The sequence below is a fragment of the Cognataquiflexum nitidum genome (assembly GCF_022538055.1).
Classification (GTDB): Bacteria; Bacteroidota; Bacteroidia; order Cytophagales; family Cyclobacteriaceae; genus Cognataquiflexum; species Cognataquiflexum nitidum.
Genome location: NZ_JAKZAM010000006.1, coordinates 1 through 23,781, shown reverse-complemented (window position 1 = coordinate 23,781; position 23,781 = coordinate 1). Strand labels below are relative to the sequence as shown.

Sequence of the window (23,781 nt, the reverse complement as noted above, 5' to 3'; positions counted from 1 at the left end):
CCCTTTAATTTAGGTGCAAAATAAAAGTAAAGCAAATTAATAAAACGGCTTTTAGGATGAATATTTTGTTAACAATAAATTTTTTGGAATCAAATCTTCACCCATACAAAAAAATGTAGCCCTTTTTGTTCTTTTGACCTATATCAAGTAATTTGAGTCTGAAACATGGCCATTTTTAAAAATATAAAGCAAATATATGACTTTAAAGTGTAGCCTTGCTTAACAATTTGTTAATATTGACACCAAATAAACTTCTTTAAATTTGCAGCGGAAAAAATCTTTCACCCATATCCAACATGGCTAAGCTTAAAGACCAAAATATAAATCAGGATGCCCTGTCCAAAGCAGCCTATTCACTTTTTGATTTTACAAAGAAAGAAAGAACATTTTTAGTCACAATTTGTATATTAATTTCCATAGCAGGAGTCATTTCTCCTTATACATATTGGGCCATGTGGTTTGGGTTTATCTTGGCGGCCTATTCTGCGATTGCCAATGACAGCATTCAGACTATCGGAACATTCATTGCTTCCAACCAGAATCGAAAGTGGTACTGGCTTTGGTTATTTATGGGGTTGATTTTTTTGGCTGTGGTCACTTACAGCTGGTTTACTTATAACGGTGACGTCAGCTACCAGAGATTAATGGTACCGGGATTGGAAAAAGCCCCGGAAAGTTTTGTATTCCTCCAACTTGCGGCACCGATCGTACTTTTGGTCATGACTAGATTGAGGATGCCCGTTTCTACCACGTTCTTGTTATTGAATGTCTTTACCTATAAAGCAGGAACAATCGTAGACGTGACGAAGAAGTCTTTTATCGGTTACTTGCTTGCATTTACCTTGGCAATTGCGGTATGGTTTATTCTTGAAAAATTTGTAGAGACATACCTTAAAGGAAAACCCAAACCATATTGGTCCGTCCTACAGTGGATCACCTCGGGTATTCTTTGGGGAGTTTGGATCATGCAGGATGCCGCCAATATTGCAGTTTTTCTTCCAAGGAGTTTGAATGTCTGGGAATTCATCGCTTTTGCCGGTTTTATTTTCATTGGCTTGGGATTTTTGTTCTATATGAAAGGAGACAGGATTCAGTCAGTGGTCAATGAAAAAACCAGGGTAACTGATGTAAGAGCTGCTACTTTAGTTGACTTGGTTTATGCGATTATCTTATTCTATTTCAAAATGGCCAACAATATCCCAATGAGTACAACCTGGGTTTTCATCGGTTTATTGGGTGGAAGGGAAATAGCCATCGCTTTGGCAAAATCCAAAAAACTTGAAAAAAGAAAATTAAATATCATGCAGGCCTTGTACCTGACCAGAAAAGACCTCACCAAAGCAGGTATAGGCTTGCTTGTATCTTTGGTCATGGCATTGATCATCAATGAAGGAGTAAGAAATGAGGTATTTGATTACTTCAGGTAAATAATTCAAATAGCAAAGTAATGGCGTAGGTTTTGAAATAAATCTACGCCATTTTTATTTTTGAATAAAGCATAAAAATGGAACTATATACAGATGCATACTTTATGAATGAAGCAATGAAACTCGCCAAACTTGCTTTTGAGGATGGCGAAATTCCCGTAGGGGCCATCATTGTGTGCAGAAATAAAATTATTGCCAAAGCCTATAACCAAACCGAAAAACTCACCGATGTGACTGCCCATGCAGAAATCCTGGCAATCACTGCCGCCGCAAACGCCTTGGGTGCAAAATACCTGACAGAATGCAAAATGTATGTAACCCTCGAGCCTTGTGCCATGTGTGCAGGAGCTTGTTTTTGGGCACAGTTAGGTGAGCTTCATTATGGAGCTTCCGACCCAAAAAGAGGATTTTCAAGATTAACTGAAGACCTTTTGCATCCCAAAACAAAGGTGACAAATGGACTTATGGCAGAAGAATCCAAGGAACTTTTAGATAAATTCTTCAAAAAATTAAGAAATTGACCGATTTTAAGGCTTTTTAGAACCTTTTTAAATCCAATTTGGTTGATCCTAGGTACGAGACTATTGAATTTCACAATTTATGTTTAACCATAAACCTTTATAATAATGGCTTTTGAACTTCCAAAACTTCCTTATGATTTCAATGCGCTTGAGCCGCATGTCGACACCAAAACCATGGAAATCCACCATGGTAAGCACCACAATGCTTACGTTACTAACCTTAACAATGCTATTACAGGAACTGACCTGGAAAACAAGAGCATCGAAGAATTGATGAAAGTAGCAGGTAGTAATGCTGCTGTTAGAAATAACGGGGGGGGACATTATAACCACAGCCTGTTTTGGACCATCATGAAACCTAATGGTGGAGGAAATCCTTCAGGAGAAATCGGTGCTGCCATCGACGCAAAATTCGGCTCTTTTGACAAATTCAAAGAAGAGTTTGCCAAAGCTGCCGCGACCCGTTTTGGTTCAGGATGGGCTTGGCTTTGTGTGGATACCAAAAAGGAACTTTGTGTATGTTCATCTCCAAATCAGGACAATCCATTGATGGATGTGACCGAATGCCCTGGAACCCCAATCCTTGGTCTTGATGTATGGGAACATGCCTATTACCTGAATTATCAAAACAGAAGACCTGACTATGTAGCTGCTTTCTGGAATGTAATCAACTGGGAGGAAGTGGCAAAAAGATACGCTGCGGCAAAATAATGATAAAGTCCAAATAAAAATAAAGCCTTGGAACTAACCTTCCAAGGCTTTTTTTGTACTCCTATCGAACGATCTTTGTGTACGGTACTGTACAGGTATGGCATTGTAGATATATTTTAACTAATTGAAAATCAGTGTATTAATGTTTTTTCTGGTTATTGGCATTCATTTTTCAATAAGGTTGGTACAGCATAAGAAAACTAAACCAACCAATTACAATGAAAATTTCAATTCAGATTTTTACAGTCTTCTTTTTCTTCTTTTTGGGATTAAGCAACCTTGCAGCAAAAGATGTCGCCCTCATAACCGGACAGGTTAAGGGTCAAAAAGGAGAATCACTTCCATTTGTCAATGTTGCACTTGTGGAAGCGCAGACAGGGACCTTGATCACAGGAGCCGTGACAGGCGACTCAGGTGAATTTCTCATTGAAACGGCTAGATCCGGAAAAGTACAGCTTGTGGTATCTTCCATAGGTTTTGAAACTTTCAAATCAGAAGAATTTGAAATCAAGGTGGGAACCAACAAAGAATTCGGAGCAATCGCCTTAACGGAAGAAGCAGGAAACCTTGAAGAAGTCACTGTAAGGTCCACTAGACCCGACATCATTGTCGAAGCGGACAAGACCACCATCAATGTCGAAGGCACTGTTATGGCAGATGGAAATACCGCCCTAGATGTAATCGGAAGATCTCCCGGTGTGTATGTCGATGAAAATGACAATATCAACCTCAACGGGCGTCCGGGTGTGACTGTCATGATCAATGACCGTCAGACCTATATGTCTGCTAATGACCTTGCCAACTTCCTCCGGTCCATGCCGGCTGACAATATCAAAAGTATAGAAATCATCAATAACCCTACTTCAAAATTTGATGCCGAGGGTACTGCCGGGCTGATCAATATCAGGTTGAAAAAAAATAACCTAGATGGCATCTTTGGGAATATTCAGACCGGTGGCATGTACAATGGTATTTTCGGACCCAATGCAGGAATCGCATTGAATGTGAAAAAAGGAAAATGGACCAATACGGCCAACTTAAATTACAATGAATTCAATTTCTTAAACGATATCAGTATCAATAGAAACTTCCGGTTGGAAGAAGGAATCTCAAACTTTGACCAAAGCAGTCAAATTACTACAATCAACAAAAGCCTCTTTTTCAACGGTGGGACAGATTATGAGATCAATGACAAACACAGCGTGGGCATCAATATACAGGCTTCTGATTACAATGGTGAAAATGATGGCAAGTCATATACCGAAATCAACAATCCTGGAACAGAAGACCTCTTCTTTCTAAGGTCAAACAATGACGGTGAAAGCAATAACAAAAGGATTTTCGGAAACTTCCATTATGTGGGTCTTTTAGATACACTTGGGACAAAATTTACCACCGACGTGGATTATACCAAAATGATATCCAATTCCAGTTCTTTGCTTTCAAACAATAGATGGATCAATGACAATGAGCCAACGGCTGCCAGAGACTATATCTTTACGCTCAATGAGATGGATTATAACATCTTCACCGCAAAAGTTGATTTTACCAGACCCCTTGGCAAAGGGAGGGTTTTGGAAACAGGGCTCAAAGGGAGTTGGGTCAAATCAGATAATGACCTCGACCTCAGCAAAGCAGTTGAAGAAGAGCCTTTTGAACAGGATCCCAATTCCAACAAATTCATTTATGAAGAAAATGTCCTCGCTGCCTATGCCACTTACAAAAGCAAATTTTCTGAGAAAGTGAGCTATCAGGTAGGTTTGAGAACAGAATATTCCGACATCACCGGAAACTCAGTAACCTTGGAAAGAGTAGATAAGCAAAACTACTTAGACCTATTCCCAAGTCTATTTGTACAGCAAGAAGTAAGCAAAAATTACCAAATCATCTACAATGCCAACAGAAGGATCAATAGACCAAATTACCGCTTGCTCAATCCTTTCGTCTTCTATATCGATCCCCTGACTACCGAGCAGGGAAATCCTCACCTCAGACCACAATACTCTAACAACCTCGAAATGAACCATGTCGTCAAAGGCCAGTACCAATTTACTTTGGGATATTCTTTGACCACAGATGTGTTCCAACAAATATTCACTCAGGATGAGGAAACAAGAACCACAACCACCTACACAGCCAATCTGGATAAATCCCAAAACTGGAATTTCAGGGCAATGATTCCGGTAGAAATCAGGAAATGGTGGAATACCAGCAACATGGTACAGGTAAACAATGCCCGCTGGAAATCCATGATCGGAGATGCATTGCTAGATGTTTCGCAAACTTCCCTGACCCTCAGGACGCAGCATACCTTCAACTTGCCTGCGGGATTTAGGGGAGAGTTGATGGCCATGTATATCGGCCCTTCCCAATATGGCCAAGCTGCCATCAAGGGATTTGGATGGGTAGATGCAGGAATTTCAAAAAACCTGATGAAAGACAAGCTAAGTATCACGGTCAACGGAACGGATCTTTTCCGAACTCAGGTCATCAATGCCGCAGTGGCATTTGATAATATTGACACCAAATTCCAGCAATATAGAAGCAATCAGGGTGTAAGATTTACCTTGAGGTATAAGTTTGCCAAAGGAGAGAATTTCAAAATCTCCAACAGAAGCGGCAGCACAGAAGAAAGAAACAGGTTGGATAATTAAACAATCCCAAACCCTGTACCGATTTGGTATGGGGTTTTTGGGTTTAATTGGATTTCTTCAAGTAACTTAAGGTCTTAAAAGAACCATTTATATCAAAAGATAAGTCATCATGGCAAAATTATTATCAACCATAATTGCTCTCCTTTTATTTCAAAGTCTGCTTGCCCAAAACTTCGATAAAGCCAAGCTCGACCAATATTTTCAAACTTTGGCTGACAATCAGAAAATGATGGGCTCCGTCACCCTCTCCCATGAGGGCAAAGTAGTCTATCAAAAAGCCTTTGGTTTTGCTGATGTCGCGGCCAATGTCCCTGCCACTTCTGCTACAAAATACCGGGTTGGATCTATCACGAAGATGTTTACCTCAGCTTTGATAATGAAAGCTACGGAAGAAGGTAAAATCAGCCTTGACCAAAAAATTGACAAGTTCTTTCCGGAAATAGAAAATGCCTCCAACATCAGCATCAGCCATTTATTGAACCATAGAAGTGGTATCCAAAGCATTACTTCAAGACCTGATTACTTGACTTGGAATACACAGAATAAGTCCAGAAAGGGACTTTATGATATCATAAAAGAAGGAGGAAGCGACTTTGAACCTGACTCCAAAGCCGATTACAGCAACTCCAATTATGTCCTGCTGACTTGGATATTGGAAGACATTTACAGGCAGCCTTATCCGGATCTTCTCAAAAAACACATCACTGGGCCCTTACAGCTCGACGATACTTATGTGGGACAAAGGACTGCCATAGCGTCTCAGGAATCCTATTCTTACAAATTTGTAGGGAAATGGGAGAAAGAAACAGAGACAGACATGTCAATTCCTTTGGGTGCAGGAGCTATTGTCTCCACTACAGAAGATCTTACAAAATTTATTGAAGGCCTTTTTGCAGGGGAAATTATTTCTTCCACAAGTCTTGCTTTGATGATGGAGTTGAAAGATAATTTTGGCAGGGGAATGTTTGCAATACCATTCTATGATAAGATGTCGTTTGGACATACAGGCGGTATTGACGAATTCAAATCCATGCTGAGTTATTTTCCGGAACAAAAACTTGCCTTTGCCATGGCTGTCAACGGATCCAGCTATGACCCAAACCAAGCTGCCATTGCGGTTTTGAGTGCGTATTTTGGGAAAGAATATGCCATTCCGACCTTCTCCGCCAATACCCTCAAGTCAGAAGATTTGGATCCATATCTAGGTGTGTATGGAAGCCCTTCTTTTCCTTTGGAAGTGACCATTACCAAAGAAAATACAACGCTGATCGGACAGGCTACAGGCCAACCCAAATTCTCATTAGAGTATAAAGAAGAGAATGTTTTTATATTTACCCCTGCTGGACTGACCTTGGAATTCAATCCGGAGTCCAACGAGATGACCCTGAAGCAAGGTGCCGGAAATTTTGTGCTTACCAAAAAATAAAAAGTAAAACGGTTTGCAACTTGAAAGGAGGCTTTTTATAAAGCCTCTTTTTATTTTAGGATATAGGTAAGTCCAATGTTGAGGACTAGATTTCCTCTATCAAGACCGGGCACAAAATAAATGTCGGGTTGATTTTCAAGGTACCATTTATAATTCCAGGTATTGACATATTGAAAATTGCCATGGGCAAGGAGATTTCCAAATCTCCACTCTGTAACAAGAGACGGCACAAGGTCCACATATTTGCTTCTCCAATCTTTGGAAGCCTCAAACCTGAAATTATAAAAGTCATTGTTGTAGACTATTCGTTCCATGTGAAAAGCGATTTTGCTAAAATCCCTTACCCAAGCTAATTCTGCCCAATTGACGTTGGCCGCAGGACCATATCCTATACCCAAAACCTGACCCTGATGGGTATAACCATGCCTCACATGGTTATGAATATACCATGTGTCAAGGTTTCGGATACTTTCCCTGATCGTCTGACCTGATTGGGTCATTTCCGAACTGATCTGAATAAACTGCCTGTCTCTTCTTAATGGGATCAAAGTTGAAAAACCTAATGTAAAGGCCCTGTTTCTCTCAGGAGTGATTAAAAAATCTGCAGCCCTGATACTATTTCCATTGGTTCCGTATTCCCCATAAAACTCAAAATGGCCTTCTGAACTCAGCCATCTGAAAAAACCTGAGCTAAATTGCTGCCTTCGGTCTCTGGTAGGATTATGCACTTCAAAAAATCCTTTTTCACCGTTGAAGACAGGTAGATAATCAGCAAAAGTCTCCATATCCGCCCTGTACATATGGTTTATTGAACCATAACCTAGGGACAAACCCGGCAACCACTTGGGCTGGTAAGTTAAAATCAACCCAGAAATATACCTGTCCCCGTTTTGCCTTTTTGGAACTAAAACAGCATTTTGTTGGAAAACATAATCTGAATGAGGAGACGGGTAACTGGTGCTTTTTAGAAAACCGGAAATTAACTGCCCCTCAAAATGTCCGATTTTGGTCTTTATAGGCTTTTGGGTATTGAAGGTAAAATGTAAAAACCCGGGTGCATTATTGCTCATGAGCAATGAGTTCCTTTTGCCCGGTCCCCACCACAGGTTTTCAGTCGAAATACCAAGAGACATTCCTTTGTGGTTGAACCTAAAACTGGATTGTCCGGGTAGAATACTATTTAAGGGTTCGGTCCCAAAACGCTCCGGCATATCAATCCTATTCATGTATTCATAGTAATATAGAATCGTAGACTGATGCTCTATAGGAAATCCAAGGTAATCTTTGTTTTGGGCAAGCAGGAATTCGGGCTGAAGCTGAATGCTGAATTTTCCATATTCCAGATATGTTCCGAGACTGAAGATATTCTGTATGCCCCTGTTAGGAATCATCGGCCCATCATTCAATCCAAATGCATAGTTGGAAGTATATTGAAACCTGTTGGTAACAGGCATCATGAGAAACTTTAGCTTTTTCTTCTTTCCAATAAATCCATAGAATGGAGAGGTATCCATATCAATAAATGTGCTGTCAAGGTCAAAACCCACCTCCCGGTCAAAAACATGAACAGGAAGGATTGGCCTGATCAAAAAACTGCTTTTGTCATTCAATTTGCCTTCAAGCTGCATCCTTCGCATATATTCCTCGTGTACCGGCGTGCCCACCGCCACCGATTGGGAAAAAGATACCCTTGCAAATAGAAGTAAATGGAAAAGAACCAACCCAAATCTGAAAGATGCTATCATACTTGTCTTCATCCGATTACATTACAAACAAGGTTGCTACTTCAATTTTGCCTACGGACCAGCTTTCGTCACATTTTGGGTTTGGGCTGTTGGTTTGGAGGAGTTGGTCTCCCAAAGTAATCCTCACTTTTTGGTCCGCATGCTTTACCAATTTTGTAATTCTGTACACAGTCGTATTGTTGGGCTGGTTTGCAAGGTGACAAAGCCCGGGAATGTTGGTTCGGATAGCTCCGGTTTTTGGAAAATTCTGTCTGAAATAATCGTGAGGATAAGACTGCCTTGGACAAAATGTCGATTCGCAGGGCGTATTAGAAAAAGTCGTCCGCATCACTTCCTCTCCCTCTACTTTCATATACCAAAAATCAGGCCCACCAATAGCATTATCCGGATTGCCGTCCCAGGAATCGTGAACCCAAAGCTCCACTGTCACCCGGACAATGTTGTGCTTCGGCAATTGCTGAAGAGTCAGGGAAACTTCCTCATTGTTGTAATTGCCAAGCAGTGTATCCCTTTGAAATACCAACAGCCTGCCATTTTCTATATTGCTAAGGTCGGATTTTGAAAAATCATTGGAATAAACCTCATCCACTCCCGCACAGTCACAGACAGTATCTTGCTGACAGGAACCGAGCCCAAGCGAAATAATCAAAAGCATGAAAAAAAAGAGAAAAGACAGTTTAATCTTGGGAAGCATACAATTGAAGAGTATTTTTTGCAAAACCACTGTATAGTGGAACTTACAGGTGACAATCGGATTACAAATAAATGAATTTTTGATGGAATAAGAAGCTAAAAGGGCTCATTTTGACTGAACTTAAAGCAAAATTTGTAGAAATAAACCTAGCCTTGAAAGCCAACCAACCCAAATGTCAGAACAAAAACTCACCCGGAAGTATTCACCCTGTGGTTACCTGCAAAAGTTTCTTTTTGATTTAGATAACAATTAAAATTTCCCCATTTGGAGAATTGGGTATTTGAAAAAATAGTTTTAAGTTTAGAGTAAAGAGAAGCCTCGGTTACGGTGAATTATATCACTGCCAATATTGAACCGGACATTAAATTTTCTCTTGAAACAAACCGAATTATGTGTTCGTAAAAAAAATAAAACGAAATTCAGTCATCAAAAAATAAGAAAAATGAGAATTCAACCAAAATTCAAAAGCATATATACAAAGTCCCTGATAGCTTCATTCTTATTTACTTTAGGCTTTTCATCAAATGCGCAGGATCAGAGTTTATCAGACCTCAAAGATTTCAAAATTACAATTGAAAAAACTGATAATGAGCTTAAAATGAAAAGCTCTGAAGGAAGTGCCTGGATTGATTTAAGCTTTAATCTTGCTAACAACAAACCGCAAGCAATTGATGAATATGGGATGACACAATTAGAGAAAGTATCAACTTATAAAGATCCCAAACTCGCTGATTATTTATTTACAATCACCAGAACCAAGGACGGAATTACCTTAACAGGCATCGAAGGAACAGCTTGGAAAGAATTAAGTTTCCCTCTGACAAAAAATGGGAAACAGGTCATAGATCAATTTGGGATGAGGGATTAAATCCAAAAATACCCTAACTCAGTCATTTTGCTAAATTGGGATTCTTTCTTTGAGCTAGTTAAAGTGAAAAATATCTCATCTTTAATTAATTTACAGCTTGTCAGATTTTCAACCTTCGGCCCAAATCCAAATATCCCAAGCTCATGACCATCCAAAAACCCTTTGGACTCCACTCCAAAATCGGAAGAACCGTCGTCCAAGATGGCAGGGAGTTTTTGTTTTTTAGCGGAACGGCCTATCTGGGTATGGGAGGGGTGGAAGCATTCGAAAAACTGGTCATCGAAGGAATCTCCAAGTACGGCATCAGCCATGGACTCAGCCGGGTCAATAATGTTCGTTTGTCTGTCTACGAGCAGTTTGAGGTTTTTTTTGCAGAAAAGGCAAAGGCTGAAAAATCCCTGGTTTGGAGCAGCGGCTATCTAGCCGGAACTGCAGCCATCTCTTATTTAAAGAAAGATGCCTATCAGATTTTTATCGCTCCTGATACGCATCCCGCGGTTTTGGCAGAGGGGCTTCATCCCTTCCCCAATCCAAGTTTTGATTATTGGGTCGGCTATTGCAAGGAAACCTGCGAGAATCTTCCCACCTCCAAGATCCTGATTTTGGCCAATGCCGTTGATCCGCTAAAACCTGCTGTCCATGATTTTGATTGGATAAGGGAACTGCCATCACGGCACCATTATACTTTACTCATCGACGACAGCCATGCCTTAGGGATTTTGGGTGAGGATATTTTTGGAACGTATAGCCAATGGAAAAACCTTCCTGTGAATTTAGTCATATCTGGTTCTTTGGGAAAAGGACTTTCCCTTCCTGCCGGAATCATTTTGGCAGATGAAAAAACCATTTCAGGAATCTCCCAAATGTCTATTTTCCGTACTTCCTCGCCACCGACGCCGGGATTTTTGCAGGCATTTCTTCAGGGACAGCATCTTTTTGAAGCGCAGCGCGCAAAATCCAAATCCAACCTCAGCCTGTTCAAAAGTTTATTGGGAGGACAATCCGAATTCCTTCAATCCGGCGATTTTCCTGTTTTCTCCTTTCCTGATCAAAATTGGGTTACCGAGCTTGAAGAGGCAGGTATCATCGTTTCCTCCTTTCCTTACCCAAAGCCAACTGATCCATTTGCAAACAGGATTGTGGTTTCGGGCTGTCACGAAGAGTCGGATATCCTGCTACTCTACAAGGCCATTACAAGCCTTATCTGAAGATTTTTAAACCTGTTGTTTGGGTAAAAAAAGGAATATGGCTTACTTGAAGTCAAATTTGATGCGCATGTTACAAAAACCTGTTTTGCTTTTCCTGATCGGTATTCTGTTGATTTCCTGTTCCCAAAAAGAGCCTGTTCCATTTGCGGATATCCCGGAAAGCTATCCTGTTCTCAGGGAGGTTTTGGAACAACCTGAGACCTACAAAGCACAGATTCTGTACACACAGATTGACCGGGATTCTTTGGGAAATCCTGTTTTCAGGGACTTCAATGTGGGTCTGGATGATCAGGTTTATTTTTATCCCGCAAGTACAGTCAAGCTTCCGGTTGCGATATTGGCTTTGGAATGGTTGGCAGGGCAAAACATAGCCGGACTTACTGCAAATACCATCATGCTTACCGATTCGGTCAGGCCTTCTCAGCTTCCCGCTTTGGTTGACAGTTCGGCAGAAAATAACCTGCCGAGCATCGCCCAATACATCAAAAAAATCCTCCTTGTCAGCGACAATGATGCGTATAACAGGTTGTACGAACTCTTGGGACAAGATTATATCAATACAAAGCTTAAGGAAAAAGGGCTGAACAATACAATCATCAACCACCGGCTTAGCATGCCGATGAGCGAAGGGGAAAACAGACATTTCAACCCGATTCGTTTTGTGGACAGTGTAGGGAATATTTTGATGGAAATACCTTCAAGAGAAACCTCAGAAATCTACGCCAACACAAACCATCCAAACATCGGAAAGGCTTACTACAGCAATGGTGAATTGGTAAATACGCCGATGGATTTTACCTTCAAAAATAAGTTTGCGCTTTCGGACCTTCATGGTGTCGTCCAAAGGATCATTTTCCCTCAAAAATTTTCTCCTGAGCAAAGGTTTCAGATCAGTGAAGCAGACAGGGAATTTGTCTTGAAATACATGTCCATGTTGCCATTGGAAAGTGATTACCCTAAATATGAATTACCAGAATTTTACGACAGCTACTCTAAGTTTTTCAAATTCGGAACGGACAAAAGCTCCATTCCGGAGCGCTTCAGGATTTTCAACAAAACCGGAAATGCCTATGGGCTCCTTTTGGACGGTTCTTATTTTGTGGATTTTGAGACGGGAACGGAGTTTTTTGTGTCAGCTGTCATTTACACCAATGCCGACGAAACCCTCAATGACGATGTCTATGAGTACGATTCCATTGGTTTTCCGTTTTTTGCTGAGCTTGGGGAATATTTGTACCAATTGGAATTAAAAAGAAAAAAAGAAAATTCCCCGGACCTTTCACCTTTCAGGTTCAGCTACAAATAACTTTTCTCCCGCTGATTTCGCGGATGTTCGCAGAAGGGATTGACAGGTCAGTTGTTTCTCGGGACATTTTATCGTAATCATCTGCGTCAGTCTGCGCGATCTGCGGGACCAAATCAGGAATTTTTGAATACTTTTCTTCCGCTGATTTCGCGGATGTTCGCAGAAGGGATTGACAGGTCAGTTGTTTTTTCGGGACACTTTATCGTAATCATCTGCGTCAGTCTGCGTGGTCTGCGGGACCAAATCAGGAATTTTTGAATACTTTTCTTCCGCTGATTTCGCGGATGTTCGCAGAAGGGATGGACAGGTCAGTTGTTTTTTCGGGACATTTTATCGTAATCATCTGCGTCAGTCTGCGTGGTCTGCGGGACCAACATTTAAATTCCAGTTTAAAGTGGTGAGTGTAGTTGAAAAATTGATGCAGTTTTAAGATTAAAATAACCTACAAAAAAACAACCCAAACTTTTCCCCCACCTTTGTCCCGATCAGGAATTCCTTTCCGCCGTCTTGGAGTTTATATTTTTTCTTGAGTTCGTCGGCAGATAAAGCGTAATTTCTGGTAATGACATTGACTTTTCCCGTTGGGAACAGTTGCTTCAGCTCTTTTTTTGGGTTTCTGATTTCTTGGATGACTTCGAATATTCTTCCGGGAATTCCCTGAGTCAAGTCCCCACAGGCATACAGATGGGAATTGGGATGGAGTTTTTTCAGTCCAAACCTTTTTCCGAAACTCCTGAATGCCCCGGCTTTCAACACTGAAGCATAAGGCTCTATCAGGTATTTACCCACCTCACCTAATAGACTTTCGCTGGATTCTTCCTCTTCGTAAGTAAAGGAAAATCCCTTTGGACCATCCGACTGCAAATCGACCGCTTGGATAATTCTTTCGCCAATTGATATCCCTTTTTCCCAAAGGAGCAAAACTTCCTTGACTTCATTTTTGACAGAAATAACCCATACTTTCTGGATCTCCGGAATTTCATGCAAGGCCTGCTTGATGTCCAGCATCGGGGAGGCTTTGATCAATATGGCATTGGATCTCGATTGGAGCAAACCCCAATTGCTGACAATATCCGGCTCGCAATCCGCCAATTTGTACAGCTTCTGATTGTGGTCGCCTCTTCTTGCCGGATCGACATAGGTCAGGTCAAAGATTTCATCTGATTTGGAAATGTATGCCAATGAATCACCTTCCGCAATTTCAAATTTACTGGGTTTGAGCAGGTCAAAATTGTGACGGACAATCGCTGCCAATTCCTCATTCCTCTCACAATAAATGGCTTTTTGGAAGTTTTCCGAAAGGAAAAAAGTATCAACGCCAAATCCTCCGGTGAGGTCAATCATTGTTTTCCCTTTGACCAGAGCAGATTTAAATCTGGCGGTTTCCTCAGAAGAAGCCTGCTCCATTGAAAGACTGACGGGAAAGAGAAGATCTTGATTGGCTGTCCAAGTCGGGAGTTTATGTTTGGCTTTGTGACGGGATTGGATCTGCTGCACAGCCGCTTTGAGGTCAAAATCGGTTTTTCCCGAATAGGCAAAAAGCAATTGTGCAGGATCCTCCGATTGGTGGTCCTGCACAAATTTTTTTAAAGCTGCTGAATAAATTGAAATTGCCATGACCTGACAAAAATGTGGAATATATCCGGGCTTCAAAAGCTGCGGACATATTTACCTATTTGCTTAACTGAATTATAGGGAAAATTCACGATTTAAGATTGAATTTTGGATTTTAGTTCGATCCACATCCGTCATCGGTCATCGGTCTTTTCCCCCACTCACGCCATGCTGTGTTCCATCAGGTATTCTGCGATTTGCACCGCATTGGTCGCTGCTCCTTTTCTAAGGTTATCAGCCACGATCCACATGTTCAGAGTATTTGCTTGGGATTCATCTCTTCTCAACCTGCCGACAAATACCTCATCTCTCTTGTGTGCCGTCAAGGGCATTGGATAGATGTTGTTGGCAGGATCGTCCTGCAAGATGACACCGGGTGTGTTGGAAAGTATTGCCCTCACCTCATCCAAATCAAAGTCCTTATGGAATTCCACATTTACCGACTCAGAATGTCCGCCCATCGTAGGAATTCTTACTGTGGTGGCAGTCACTTGAATGCTGTTGTCGTTGAAGATTTTTTTGGTCTCATTGATCATCTTCATCTCCTCCTTGGTATACCCATTTGGCTGGAAGACATCGATATGAGGCAATACATTCAGGTCAATTTTATGGGGATAGACCATTTGTGCAGGAACACCCGCACGCTCAGCCATCATCTGATCGACAGCTGCCTTGCCTGTTCCGGTCACAGACTGGTAGGTGGAGACCACGATTCTTTTGATACCATATTTCAACCTCAATGGATTCAGGGCCAACACCATCTGTATCGTAGAGCAATTTGGATTGGCAATGATGCGGTCGTCAATTCTCAGGTCTTTGGCGTTGATTTCAGGAACCACAAGTTTTTTGCTCGGGTCCATTCTCCAAGCAGAGGAGTTGTCAATAACGATCGTCCCTACTTTGGCGAATTGCGGCGCCCATTCCAATGAAGTACTTCCACCTGCCGAGAAGATCGCAACGTCCGGCTTCTCAGAAACAGCCTGTTTCAATCCAATTACCGTGTATTCCTTACCCTTGAAAGTCATCTTTTTTCCTGCGGACCTTTCGCTTGCAACAAGGAGTAATTCATCAAATGGAAATTGGTGCTCTTCCAGCACCTCGAGGATCTCTGAGCCTACCAATCCGGTAGCTCCTACAACGGCTAGTTTCATTTTGTTTTTGGATTGTTTTTTTAAAATTGAACCGCAAAGGTAAGTCAAGAATTCTCAATAATGATAGCAAGTCGACATATAATTGCTTTATTTTCAATAATTCAGCTTATTTTTTGTTGGTTTTGAAATTTATCTCACTTAAACGTTTAAAATCGGATTGACAAAAACCTGTTCTTTATTTTTAGTCATATGGAATCCCGGTTTTTTGCCAAAGTCTTATTTATAACCTTTCTCTTTCGGGGAATGTTCGGATCGCAACTGGTATTTTCCCAAGTGCAGGATTTCGAAGCCAATTTTGATATTGTCAGCCACCCCGATGAATTTCTGCAGAACTGGTCTGCCAATGAAGTAAGGAGTACTGCTGCGAGGGTTTTTCAGGCATCGGGTGAAGGGCGCTTTGGTTCCAAGGCTTTGGCCGTGCAACCCATCAGTTCCTTTAATGGAATCATTTTTTTCAAGACAGAAACAGTGGGAATGTTTGAACCAAAAATCGCCTTTTTTGCAAAATCAAAACAAAACGGAACCGGAACTAGGCCTGCGATAGTAGAGATTTCTTTTGCTGAAGCGGTGTCAGACGATTTTCAAAACATTACGGCTGTAGGAAGTGTCCAAACTTTTTCCAATCAGAATAAGGGGTATCAACTTTTTGAAATTCCAATTCCGGAGAGGTTCCATGATATGGCCGAACTTGTAGTCAGGATAGAAGTCAAAAATGGGCCCGGGACAGGTTCTTCCGCAAGGTTTTTTATGGATGACTTTGGGATTTTTGATGGGGATCAGATGATTGATCCGATCAGTATCAAAAGTGCAAAGCTTTTGACACCCTATTCTTTGGGAGTGATTTTGGACAGGGAAATAGTGTCCCTTGTCAGAGAACAAGTCACTTTGGCTTCAATTCCGATAGAAGAAGTTTTGTTCCATACAGATTCCTCCTTTGTGATTTATTCCAATACGGTGATTGAAAGTTTGAAAATCCCGATCCTATTGGAGAATATTCAGGATAAAAATGGGAGGATTACCGAGGAGATAGAATTTGAATTGGACAATCCAAGCATCCAAATTGGTGATATCCTTGTAGAAAGTGCAGACCAAATCAAGGTGAGTTTTGGCCAATTTTTCCTTGCTTCATCAGTCAGCCAAACCTCAAATTTTTTGATCAATGGAAAAAATCCGCTCAATGTGGAGTTGTTGCCAAACGGATTTGAAGTCCTGCTGCGCCTGTCAGAAGACTTGCCCTTAGATATGAATTTTCAAATTGCTGTTTCCAACATTCAAAACAGTAGAGGAATCCCACATTCTGATCCTGACGTTAGAAGTTTCTTTTACGATGACTTTGTGGAGGAGATTGCTGTGGTCGATAACCGGACCCTGCATATCGAACATCTTGTGCCCTTGAATCAAGGAGACCTGAATGTTGAAATTCAAGAAAAGCCTGAGTTTGGTTTTCAGATCAGTTTCCCAAAACCTGAAGTAATCGAATTGAAAAGCAATGAGCCTTTTGAGGAAAGTCTGACCTATACTTTGAAGCTTTCCCCTAGGACAACCGATAGAGGATATCCCATTCCAGGTTCTTCGAGGGATTTTGTTTGGGACATTACGCCTCCTGTTTTGGTAAATGTAATTCCTCTGGCATCGGATAAAATCATTGCTGTGTTTTCGGAGCCTTTGGATTTGGTTTTTGCTTCCATCCTTTCCAATTTCTCGATCTTAGCTAAAAGTCCCCGTTCTGCGGTTTTACAACAAAATGCAACTCAAATCCTTCTGGAATGGAATTTTGTCTTTGAATCAGAGAAAGAGTATATCCTCCAAGTGGAGGGACTTACAGACCTGAAGGGAAATTTTTTGACCAACCAATCTTTCCCCTTTCAGTTTTTATCCCCACCAAAACTCAAGTTTAAGGATATTGTCATCAATGAAATCATGCCTGCGCCGCGCTCCGGAAACGTTCTGCCGAATGTGGAATATGTCGAAATTTTCAATCCCGGCGATCGATCCATCTACTTGGGAGGATTGCAGTTGGCCAACTCCAAGAGGAAAACCACCATTCCCCCTTTCCTTTTGGAACCCCAAAAATACATTGTCCTTACGCCAAGGACGGCTGCCCCATTATTTGCAAATTACGGCCAAGTACTTGGCTTGTCCAATTGGCCCACATTACTGAATTCTGGAGATCGGGTAAAAATCCTGGATCCGGAAAACCGGGTCATCGACAGCTTGGCTTACACGACAGCCACTTTTGGGGGGAGTGTTTTTGCACAAGGTGGCTATAGCCTTGAAATTGTAAATCCGTTTTTGGATTGTAATATCGCTACCAACCTCAAGCCATCCGCAGATCCCAAAAGAGGAACTCCCGGAAAGCAGAATTCAGTTTATGAGGATACACCTGATTTGTTGCCCCTACAGTTTATTAGGTCAAGGCTTATTGGAGAGACAAGTGTTGTTTTGTCATTTTCTAAAATTCTTTCTCAAAATTTAACTCAGGTTTCCTTAGAATTTCAGCCCTCAATTCCGATCAAAAACATCAGGATCGGTGATAATCCAAATGAACTTGTGGTTCAATTTGAACAAGCCATTCAAGAAGGAATTTATTATGAATCGAAAGTCTCAAACTTGAGGGACTGTACCGGAAATCTATTTGACTCAGACCAAAAAGTGTTTTTTGTAGTTCCATCCGTTGCCCAATCAGGGGATGTGGTTCTGAATGAGGTGCTTTTTAATCCCCGAACAGGTGCACCAAAATTTGTAGAAATCTACAATGCCTCCCAAAAATTCATCAGTTTAAAGGACTGGAAATTGGCCAACCTAAACAATGACAATCTTGTGGCAAACAGGCGAGTATTGTTCAGTGAGGAATTTATCCTTGTTCCCAATTCATTTTTGGTATTTACCACAGATGCCGAAAAGCTCAAACAGGAATATCCAAAAAGCCGGGAAGAAAGGTTTATTGAATACTCTTCTCTTCCAAGTTATCCCATTTCCTCAGGAAATGTGGTATTCTTAAATCCTGATGAATCAATCTCTGAAATTCTCAGCTATAATGACAAAATGCACCACAGGCTTTTGAAAGAAACCAAAGGGATTTCTTTGGAGAGGCTTTCACCTTTTCAACCGATCGGTAATCCAAACAATTGGCATTCTGCCTCTTCCTCAGAAGGTTTTGCCACGCCCGGTTATCAAAATTCAAATGTTTTTGAGGGAAATAACCAAATAGGAATCGAAGTCGAACCCAAAGTTTTTGTGCCGGATGCTCCGGGGACTCAGCCTTATACCACCATTGCCTACAAATCTGATCAGGCGGGTAACTTGGCGACAATCAGGATTTTTGGAATTGACGGCAGCCTGATACGCGAATTATGTCAAAATGCAGTTTGGGGAAATGAAGGCTTTTATCTCTGGGATGGCACCTATACCAACGGCTCAAAAGTAAGACCCGGCATTTATATCATTTGGGTAGAAATTTTTGACCTTCAGGGGAAAATAAATCAAATCAAAAAAACTGTGGTAGTGGGCACAAAATTTCAATAACCATGGCGATTAATTCCACAAAATCAGTAATTTAGGAGAAGCCAAAAAGACCCCCTCAGATGAAACCCGATATCGTATCCCAAACATTGAAAACTTACTTTATCCTAAAAGGCAAAAGTTTGAAATCTATCCAACGTTACCTGAGTATCAAATACCGCCTGTATTTAGATGAAAAGCTGTTGGAAAAAAGATTGCGAAATCTCCTCACCCAATAAAAACCGTTAGACAACGGTTTTTTAATTTTTGATTTTAATCAGGTAAGTGTATTTTAGGGAACTTTTCAAGCACCCAACCCTGATTGGGACAAAACATCAAAAAAATAAAATTATGAATCAAGAAGGAAAGACCGCATATTCTCCCGAAGAATTAAAGGAGTTTGAAGATATTATTTTGAAAAAGATCGCTGTTGCCAGAGAAGAATTATTGATTCTAAAAGAAACCTTGAGCAAAAAAAATGACAGCGGAACTGATTTTACAGCGTCTACATCCAAACTTCTTGAAGACGGTGCAGATACTTTGGAAAGAGAAAGTATGAGTCAACTTGCTGCTAGGCAACAAAAATTCATCATCAATTTGGAAAATGCACTTGTCCGAATTAAAAATGGCACTTACGGCGTTTGTGTAGATACAGGAAAATTGATTTCCAAAGAACGTCTCAGAGCCGTACCACATACTATGCATTCGATAGAAGCTAAGCTTGCCAAAAAATAATTGGACTTTTTACCAAAGCATATAGAAGCACTGATTTTCTGTTCTCCATCTCCGTTGGGTATTGAAGAAATTCAAAAATGTCTGACGGAGATGTTTGAATCTGAAGTTCCCCTTGCCCATATTTTGGAGGCTATTGATTCCTTGCAATCAAAATATAGCCATGATGATTTTTCCTTTGCCTTGGAAAATCTAGCAGGGGGCTATCAGTTTTTGACCAAGCCGGCCTATCAGGCCAGCATTTCCATACTTCTCAGGCAACAATCCCACAAACGCCTGTCTACCGCCCAATTGGAAACATTATCCATCATTGCTTACAAGCAGCCGGTGACCAAGACCGAAATCGAGCATATCCGTGGGGTGAATTGTGATTATTCCATCCAAAAGCTGCTTGAGAAAGAACTTATCACCATCAAAGGAAAGTCTGATAGTGTCGGTAGACCTCTGCTGTATGGAACAAGTGAAAAGTTTATGGAATATTTTGGGATCAATTCATTGGTTGATTTGCCTCAGCCAAAGGATTTTTCTCAGGAAGAAAATCAGATAGGGGAAGAGAAGGCTTAATCTTTCTCAATTTTTTTTACCTCTGCATGGGCTGAAATCAAAAATTTCCTTCCTGTATTTACCTCTTGGCAGAGTACACGGGTTCTTCGGGTCATTTCTTTCTTGAAAGCCCTTCCCTGCAATTCGAAAAGAGCCCCCGGTGTCAGGTCAGCAAGCAAAGAAATGTCAAAAGCTTTGTTTTCATCATACCTTTTGATGGATTTACTCAAAAAAAGATCTGCTCCCGAACTAGCCTTGGGATTTGTGATATGCCTTTTGAGTGGAATCAAGATATCCTTTGGGAAAACCTGATCGATCAGCAGCGGCGACATCAAATCCCTGAAAGTAGCTTTCCATTCCAATCCATGGGGCTTGATGCTCAGCCCAAATTTTTCAAAAGCCCGGTAATGTGCCACCTCATGGACATAGGTAATCAAAAACTGGTAAGGGTTAAGGTCGTGGTTGATCGTGATGGTCTGGATTTTTTGATCCCTGCGGTACCTGAAATCCCCCAATTTGCTCTGCCTCGTCCGGGTGATGTAAAAATTGAATGGCAGTTCCTTCCATAAATTCCAACAATATTCCGCTGCAGGCAGCGGGACATGTTTTTTGAAAGTTTCCAAAAACCGTAACTCATGATCCATGGGTTGAATATAAGACAATGCAAAAAAAAAGTCCCACATTTCTGCGGGACTTTCTTGAGAGTGAGAAGAAATTAACCTTCTACAACTTCTTTAACTTCTTCAGTAGCACCTTCAACTGCACCTTGTACCTCTTCAGTAGCTTCTTCAACTGTCTCTTCAACAGCCTCTTCAGTCTCTTCGATGACAACTTCTACTTCTTCAGTAGTTTCTTCTGTAACTTCTTTGTTTCCGCAAGATGCAGTGAATAACAAACCTGCTACAGCGAACATTGCAAATACCTTTTTCATAATTTTTTGTCTGGATTTTTAAATCAGCACGCAAAGGTAATACCATTCATCAGATTGTCAAGCAATTCATCAAAATATATTTTTATTTCTTTTTATAAGTAATCTTGATCGGAACACCCTCAAAATCAAAATTCTCACGGATCCTGTTTTCCAGATACCTGTTGTAGGGATCTTTGATGTACTGAGGCAGGTTACAGAAGAATGCGAATACCGGGTTTTTGGTAGGAAGCTGCGTGATGTACTTGATCTTGATGTACTTTCCTTTCCAGGCCGGTGGCGGATATTTATCAATTTCCGGTAGCATGATGTCATTCAGTTTGGATGTAGGCACCTTCTTGGTCTTGTTTTCATAGACTTTCACGGCCAATTCTATCGCCTGCATGATCCGCTGCTTTTCTTCCACTGAAGTGAAAATGATCGGGATCCACTTGTTTTCACCCAACTTTTCGATCATCTCCTTTTTGATCTTGTCCATGGTTTTATGATCCTTTTCGATCAGATCCCATTTATTGACCATGATGACAATGCCTTTGTTGTTTTTGATTCCCAAAGAAATCAGGTTCACATCCTGCGCTTCCAAACCTCTCGTCGCATCAATGATGATAATCAGCACATCGGATTCTTCCAAAGTCCGCAAAGAGCGCATCACCGAATAAAACTCGATGTCTTCCTTTACCTTTGCTTTTTTCCGGATCCCGGCTGTATCGGTGATGATAAAGTCCTGACCAAAGAGTTTGTACCTCGTGTGGATGGCATCTCTCGTAGTTCCTGCTTCATCGGTCACGATGGACCTTTCCTGTCCCAAAAGGGCATTGAGGAAAGAGGATTTCCCCACATTGGGTCTTCCCAAAATGGCGATCTTGGGTATGCCCGCATCAGGATCTTCTTCCCCTTCATCGGGAAAATGCTTGATCACCTCATCCAACAAGTCTCCTGTACCGCTTCCGCTGACTGCTGCAATGGGATAGACGTCATTGTCTCCCAATCCCAAACCGTAAAACTCTGCTGCCAACATGGACTTCTCCGGGCTGTCAGCCTTGTTGGCCACGATATAGATGGGCTTCTTGGAAGCACGGAGTTCCGCCGCAAAATCCTTATCCAAATCCGTCAATCCATCCAGGCAGTCCACCACAAAGAGAATGACATTTGCTTCTTCGATGGCAAGCTTTACCTGCTTTCTGATCTCAGCTTCGAAGACATCATCCGAACCGATCACATATCCCCCTGTATCAATGACAGAAAAGAATTTGCCTCCCCACTGTGCGTGGCCATAATGCCTGTCACGGGTCACCCCGCTGAGATTGTCCTCAATGGCCTTTCTCTCCTCTACCAACCTGTTGAAAAAGGTAGATTTGCCTACATTCGGCCGCCCAACTATTGCTACTATATTTGCCATTTTGTTATTTTCTTATTGGTCGTAACCAAATTTTCTCAATTTATTTTTATCCTTTCTCCAGTCATCTTCCACCTTGACAAAGGTCTCTAGGAAGATTTTTTTGCCAAAGAATTTTTCCATTTCGTGCCTCGCCTGAGTTCCAATCCTTTTTATGGCTTTGCCGCCCTCGCCGATGATGATTCCCTTTTGGCTGTCACGCTCTACATAGATGACGGCCCGGATGCGGATGATATTTTCTTCTTCGAAAAAATCCTCAATGGACACCTCTGTGCTGTAAGGAATTTCCTTTTTGTAGTTGATGAAGATTTTCTCACGGATGATTTCGGAAGCAAAAAAACGCTCCGGCTTGTCGGTAAGTTCATCCTTATCATAAAAGGGTGCGTGGTAAGGAAGCCTGTCTAGGATTTCTTGGAGTATGCGCTCGGTGTTGAAACTTTCGGTGGCAGAAATCGGGATCACGGTATCTGCTTTGATTCTTTGGGTCCAATACGCCGTCACTTCCTCAAGTTGCCCCTCTTTGGAGAGGTCAATCTTGTTGATTACAAGCAGTACAGGAACTCCGGAATGGTTGATCTTTTCAATTACGTCTTCTATTTCCTCGTCGGATTCATATAGATCGGTTACGAAAAGAATCACATCTGCGTCTTCCAAAGACATGTGGACAAAACTCATCATGCTTTTGTGAAGCTCGTATTTGGGCTTCAGCATGCCGGGAGTATCAGAAAATACAATCTGATAGTGTTCGTCATTGATGAGTCCCATAATCCGGTGACGGGTGGTCTGTGCCTTGGAAGAGATGATCGAAAGTCGCTCACCGATAAGCACATTCATGAGCGTGGATTTGCCGACATTGGGTTTTCCAATGATGTTTACAAAGCCTGCTTTGTGTGTGTTTTCGGTCATGACAATAATTTTTTTCTGCAAAGGTACTTGATTTTAGAGAATATGTCCTTACCTTTGTACCACAATTACGGCGAAAGGCTGTTTTCACATAGATTTCTCTAAGAAAAACATATATCGCGGGATGGAGCAGTTGGTAGCTCGTCGGGCTCATAACCCGAAGGTCACAGGTTCGAGTCCTGTTCCCGCTACTCGGAACCAAGCAGAAATGCTTGGTTTTTTTGTTTTACAACGAACGGTATTCGTCGGCTTATATCCGCCGCGGCGGACATTGGTTCGAGTCCAATCCCCGCTACTACAAGGATACTAGAAATAGTATCCTTTTTTATTTTATATCTTTCAGCTCGTCGTGCTCATATCCGCCGCGGCGGACACAGGTTCGAGTCCAATCCCCGCTACTACAAGGATACTAGAAATAGTATCCTTTTTTATTTTATATCTTTCAGCTCGTCG

At 41.5% G+C, this 23,781-nt stretch carries 20 protein-coding genes and 1 tRNA gene; 13 read left to right on the top strand and 8 right to left on the bottom strand.

The window, feature by feature from the left end; translation table 11 throughout:
- Window positions 1-296: 296 nt before the first annotated feature.
- From MMU07_RS05405 to MMU07_RS05385, 5 genes are all read left to right on the top strand, one after another.
- Window positions 297-1,427: a hypothetical protein gene (locus MMU07_RS05405; protein WP_241124820.1), complete on the top strand. Its 1,131-nt coding sequence runs from the start codon at window positions 297-299 to the stop codon at window positions 1,425-1,427.
- 77 nt (window positions 1,428-1,504) lie between these two features.
- The gene (locus MMU07_RS05400) at window positions 1,505-1,948 is read left to right on the top strand and encodes a nucleoside deaminase (RefSeq protein ID WP_241124819.1); all 444 of its coding nucleotides are present in this window, start codon (window positions 1,505-1,507) and stop codon (window positions 1,946-1,948) included.
- A 105-nt stretch (window positions 1,949-2,053) separates the two neighbouring features.
- Window positions 2,054-2,659: a superoxide dismutase gene (locus MMU07_RS05395; RefSeq protein WP_241124818.1), complete on the top strand. Its 606-nt coding sequence runs from the start codon at window positions 2,054-2,056 to the stop codon at window positions 2,657-2,659.
- A gap of 218 nt (window positions 2,660-2,877) precedes the next feature.
- Window positions 2,878-5,313 (top strand): TonB-dependent receptor, encoded by a 2,436-nt coding sequence (locus tag MMU07_RS05390; RefSeq protein WP_241124817.1) that lies wholly within the window; start codon window positions 2,878-2,880, stop codon window positions 5,311-5,313.
- A gap of 109 nt (window positions 5,314-5,422) precedes the next feature.
- Window positions 5,423-6,739: a serine hydrolase domain-containing protein gene (locus MMU07_RS05385; RefSeq protein WP_241124816.1), complete on the top strand. Its 1,317-nt coding sequence runs from the start codon at window positions 5,423-5,425 to the stop codon at window positions 6,737-6,739.
- A gap of 50 nt (window positions 6,740-6,789) precedes the next feature.
- On the opposite strand, the gene MMU07_RS05380 is transcribed toward MMU07_RS05385, so the two are convergent.
- Window positions 6,790-8,484 carry a capsule assembly Wzi family protein gene (locus MMU07_RS05380; RefSeq protein ID WP_241124815.1) on the bottom strand — a complete coding sequence of 565 codons (1,695 nt, stop codon included), beginning with the start codon at window positions 8,482-8,484 and terminating at the stop codon, window positions 6,790-6,792.
- A gap of 16 nt (window positions 8,485-8,500) precedes the next feature.
- On the bottom strand, window positions 8,501-9,178 hold the full coding sequence (locus tag MMU07_RS05375) for a hypothetical protein (RefSeq protein ID WP_241124814.1): 678 nt from the start codon (window positions 9,176-9,178) through the stop codon (window positions 8,501-8,503).
- A 442-nt stretch (window positions 9,179-9,620) separates the two neighbouring features.
- Between MMU07_RS05375 and MMU07_RS05370 the strand changes: the two genes are divergently transcribed.
- The 3 genes from MMU07_RS05370 (at window position 9,621) to MMU07_RS05360 (ending at window position 12,560) form a co-directional block, all read left to right on the top strand.
- Window positions 9,621-10,046, top strand: a complete 426-nt coding sequence (locus MMU07_RS05370) for a hypothetical protein (RefSeq protein ID WP_241124813.1) — start codon at window positions 9,621-9,623, stop codon at window positions 10,044-10,046.
- Window positions 10,047-10,189: 143 nt separating this feature from the next.
- Window positions 10,190-11,254 carry an aminotransferase class I/II-fold pyridoxal phosphate-dependent enzyme gene (locus MMU07_RS05365; RefSeq protein WP_241124812.1) on the top strand — a complete coding sequence of 355 codons (1,065 nt, stop codon included), beginning with the start codon at window positions 10,190-10,192 and terminating at the stop codon, window positions 11,252-11,254.
- Window positions 11,255-11,321: 67 nt separating this feature from the next.
- On the top strand, window positions 11,322-12,560 hold the full coding sequence (locus tag MMU07_RS05360; RefSeq protein ID WP_241124811.1) for a serine hydrolase: 1,239 nt from the start codon (window positions 11,322-11,324) through the stop codon (window positions 12,558-12,560).
- 432 nt (window positions 12,561-12,992) lie between these two features.
- On the opposite strand, the gene MMU07_RS05355 is transcribed toward MMU07_RS05360, so the two are convergent.
- Both MMU07_RS05355 and MMU07_RS05350 read right to left on the bottom strand, forming a co-directional pair.
- Window positions 12,993-14,177 (bottom strand): class I SAM-dependent methyltransferase, encoded by a 1,185-nt coding sequence (locus MMU07_RS05355; RefSeq protein ID WP_241124810.1) that lies wholly within the window; start codon window positions 14,175-14,177, stop codon window positions 12,993-12,995.
- A gap of 158 nt (window positions 14,178-14,335) precedes the next feature.
- Window positions 14,336-15,325, bottom strand: coding sequence for an aspartate-semialdehyde dehydrogenase (locus tag MMU07_RS05350; protein WP_241124809.1), 990 nt, complete (start codon window positions 15,323-15,325; stop codon window positions 14,336-14,338).
- A gap of 243 nt (window positions 15,326-15,568) precedes the next feature.
- Between MMU07_RS05350 and MMU07_RS05345 the strand changes: the two genes are divergently transcribed.
- From MMU07_RS05345 to scpB, 4 genes are all read left to right on the top strand, one after another.
- Entirely contained in the window at window positions 15,569-18,850 is a 3,282-nt protein-coding gene (locus MMU07_RS05345) for a lamin tail domain-containing protein (protein ID WP_241124808.1), read from the top strand.
- A gap of 59 nt (window positions 18,851-18,909) precedes the next feature.
- Complete coding sequence (locus tag MMU07_RS05340) at window positions 18,910-19,065, top strand: hypothetical protein (protein ID WP_241124807.1); 156 nt, start codon at window positions 18,910-18,912, stop codon at window positions 19,063-19,065.
- A gap of 112 nt (window positions 19,066-19,177) precedes the next feature.
- Window positions 19,178-19,561: a TraR/DksA family transcriptional regulator gene (locus MMU07_RS05335; protein WP_241124806.1), complete on the top strand. Its 384-nt coding sequence runs from the start codon at window positions 19,178-19,180 to the stop codon at window positions 19,559-19,561.
- Window positions 19,562-20,122, top strand: coding sequence for an SMC-Scp complex subunit ScpB (scpB, locus tag MMU07_RS05330; protein WP_241124805.1), 561 nt, complete (start codon window positions 19,562-19,564; stop codon window positions 20,120-20,122). It abuts the gene before it with no gap.
- Here scpB and MMU07_RS05325 read toward each other — a convergent pair.
- The 4 genes from MMU07_RS05325 to era form a co-directional block, all read right to left on the bottom strand.
- On the bottom strand, window positions 20,119-20,745 hold the full coding sequence (locus tag MMU07_RS05325; protein WP_241124804.1) for a transcription elongation protein SprT: 627 nt from the start codon (window positions 20,743-20,745) through the stop codon (window positions 20,119-20,121). The two genes, scpB and MMU07_RS05325, sit on opposite strands and share 4 nt — an antisense overlap.
- Window positions 20,746-20,816: 71 nt before the next feature.
- Entirely contained in the window at window positions 20,817-21,032 is a 216-nt protein-coding gene (locus tag MMU07_RS05320) for a hypothetical protein (protein ID WP_241124803.1), read from the bottom strand.
- 82 nt (window positions 21,033-21,114) lie between these two features.
- Window positions 21,115-22,428, bottom strand: a complete 1,314-nt coding sequence (gene der, locus MMU07_RS05315) for a ribosome biogenesis GTPase Der (RefSeq protein ID WP_241124802.1) — start codon at window positions 22,426-22,428, stop codon at window positions 21,115-21,117.
- Between the two features lie 12 nt (window positions 22,429-22,440).
- A complete protein-coding gene (gene era, locus MMU07_RS05310; protein WP_241124801.1) occupies window positions 22,441-23,331 on the bottom strand; it encodes a GTPase Era in 891 nt (296 codons plus the stop codon).
- A gap of 115 nt (window positions 23,332-23,446) precedes the next feature.
- Between era and MMU07_RS05305 the strand changes: the two genes are divergently transcribed.
- Window positions 23,447-23,519 (top strand) — tRNA-Met (locus tag MMU07_RS05305).
- The last annotated feature ends 262 nt before the right edge of the window (window positions 23,520-23,781 follow it).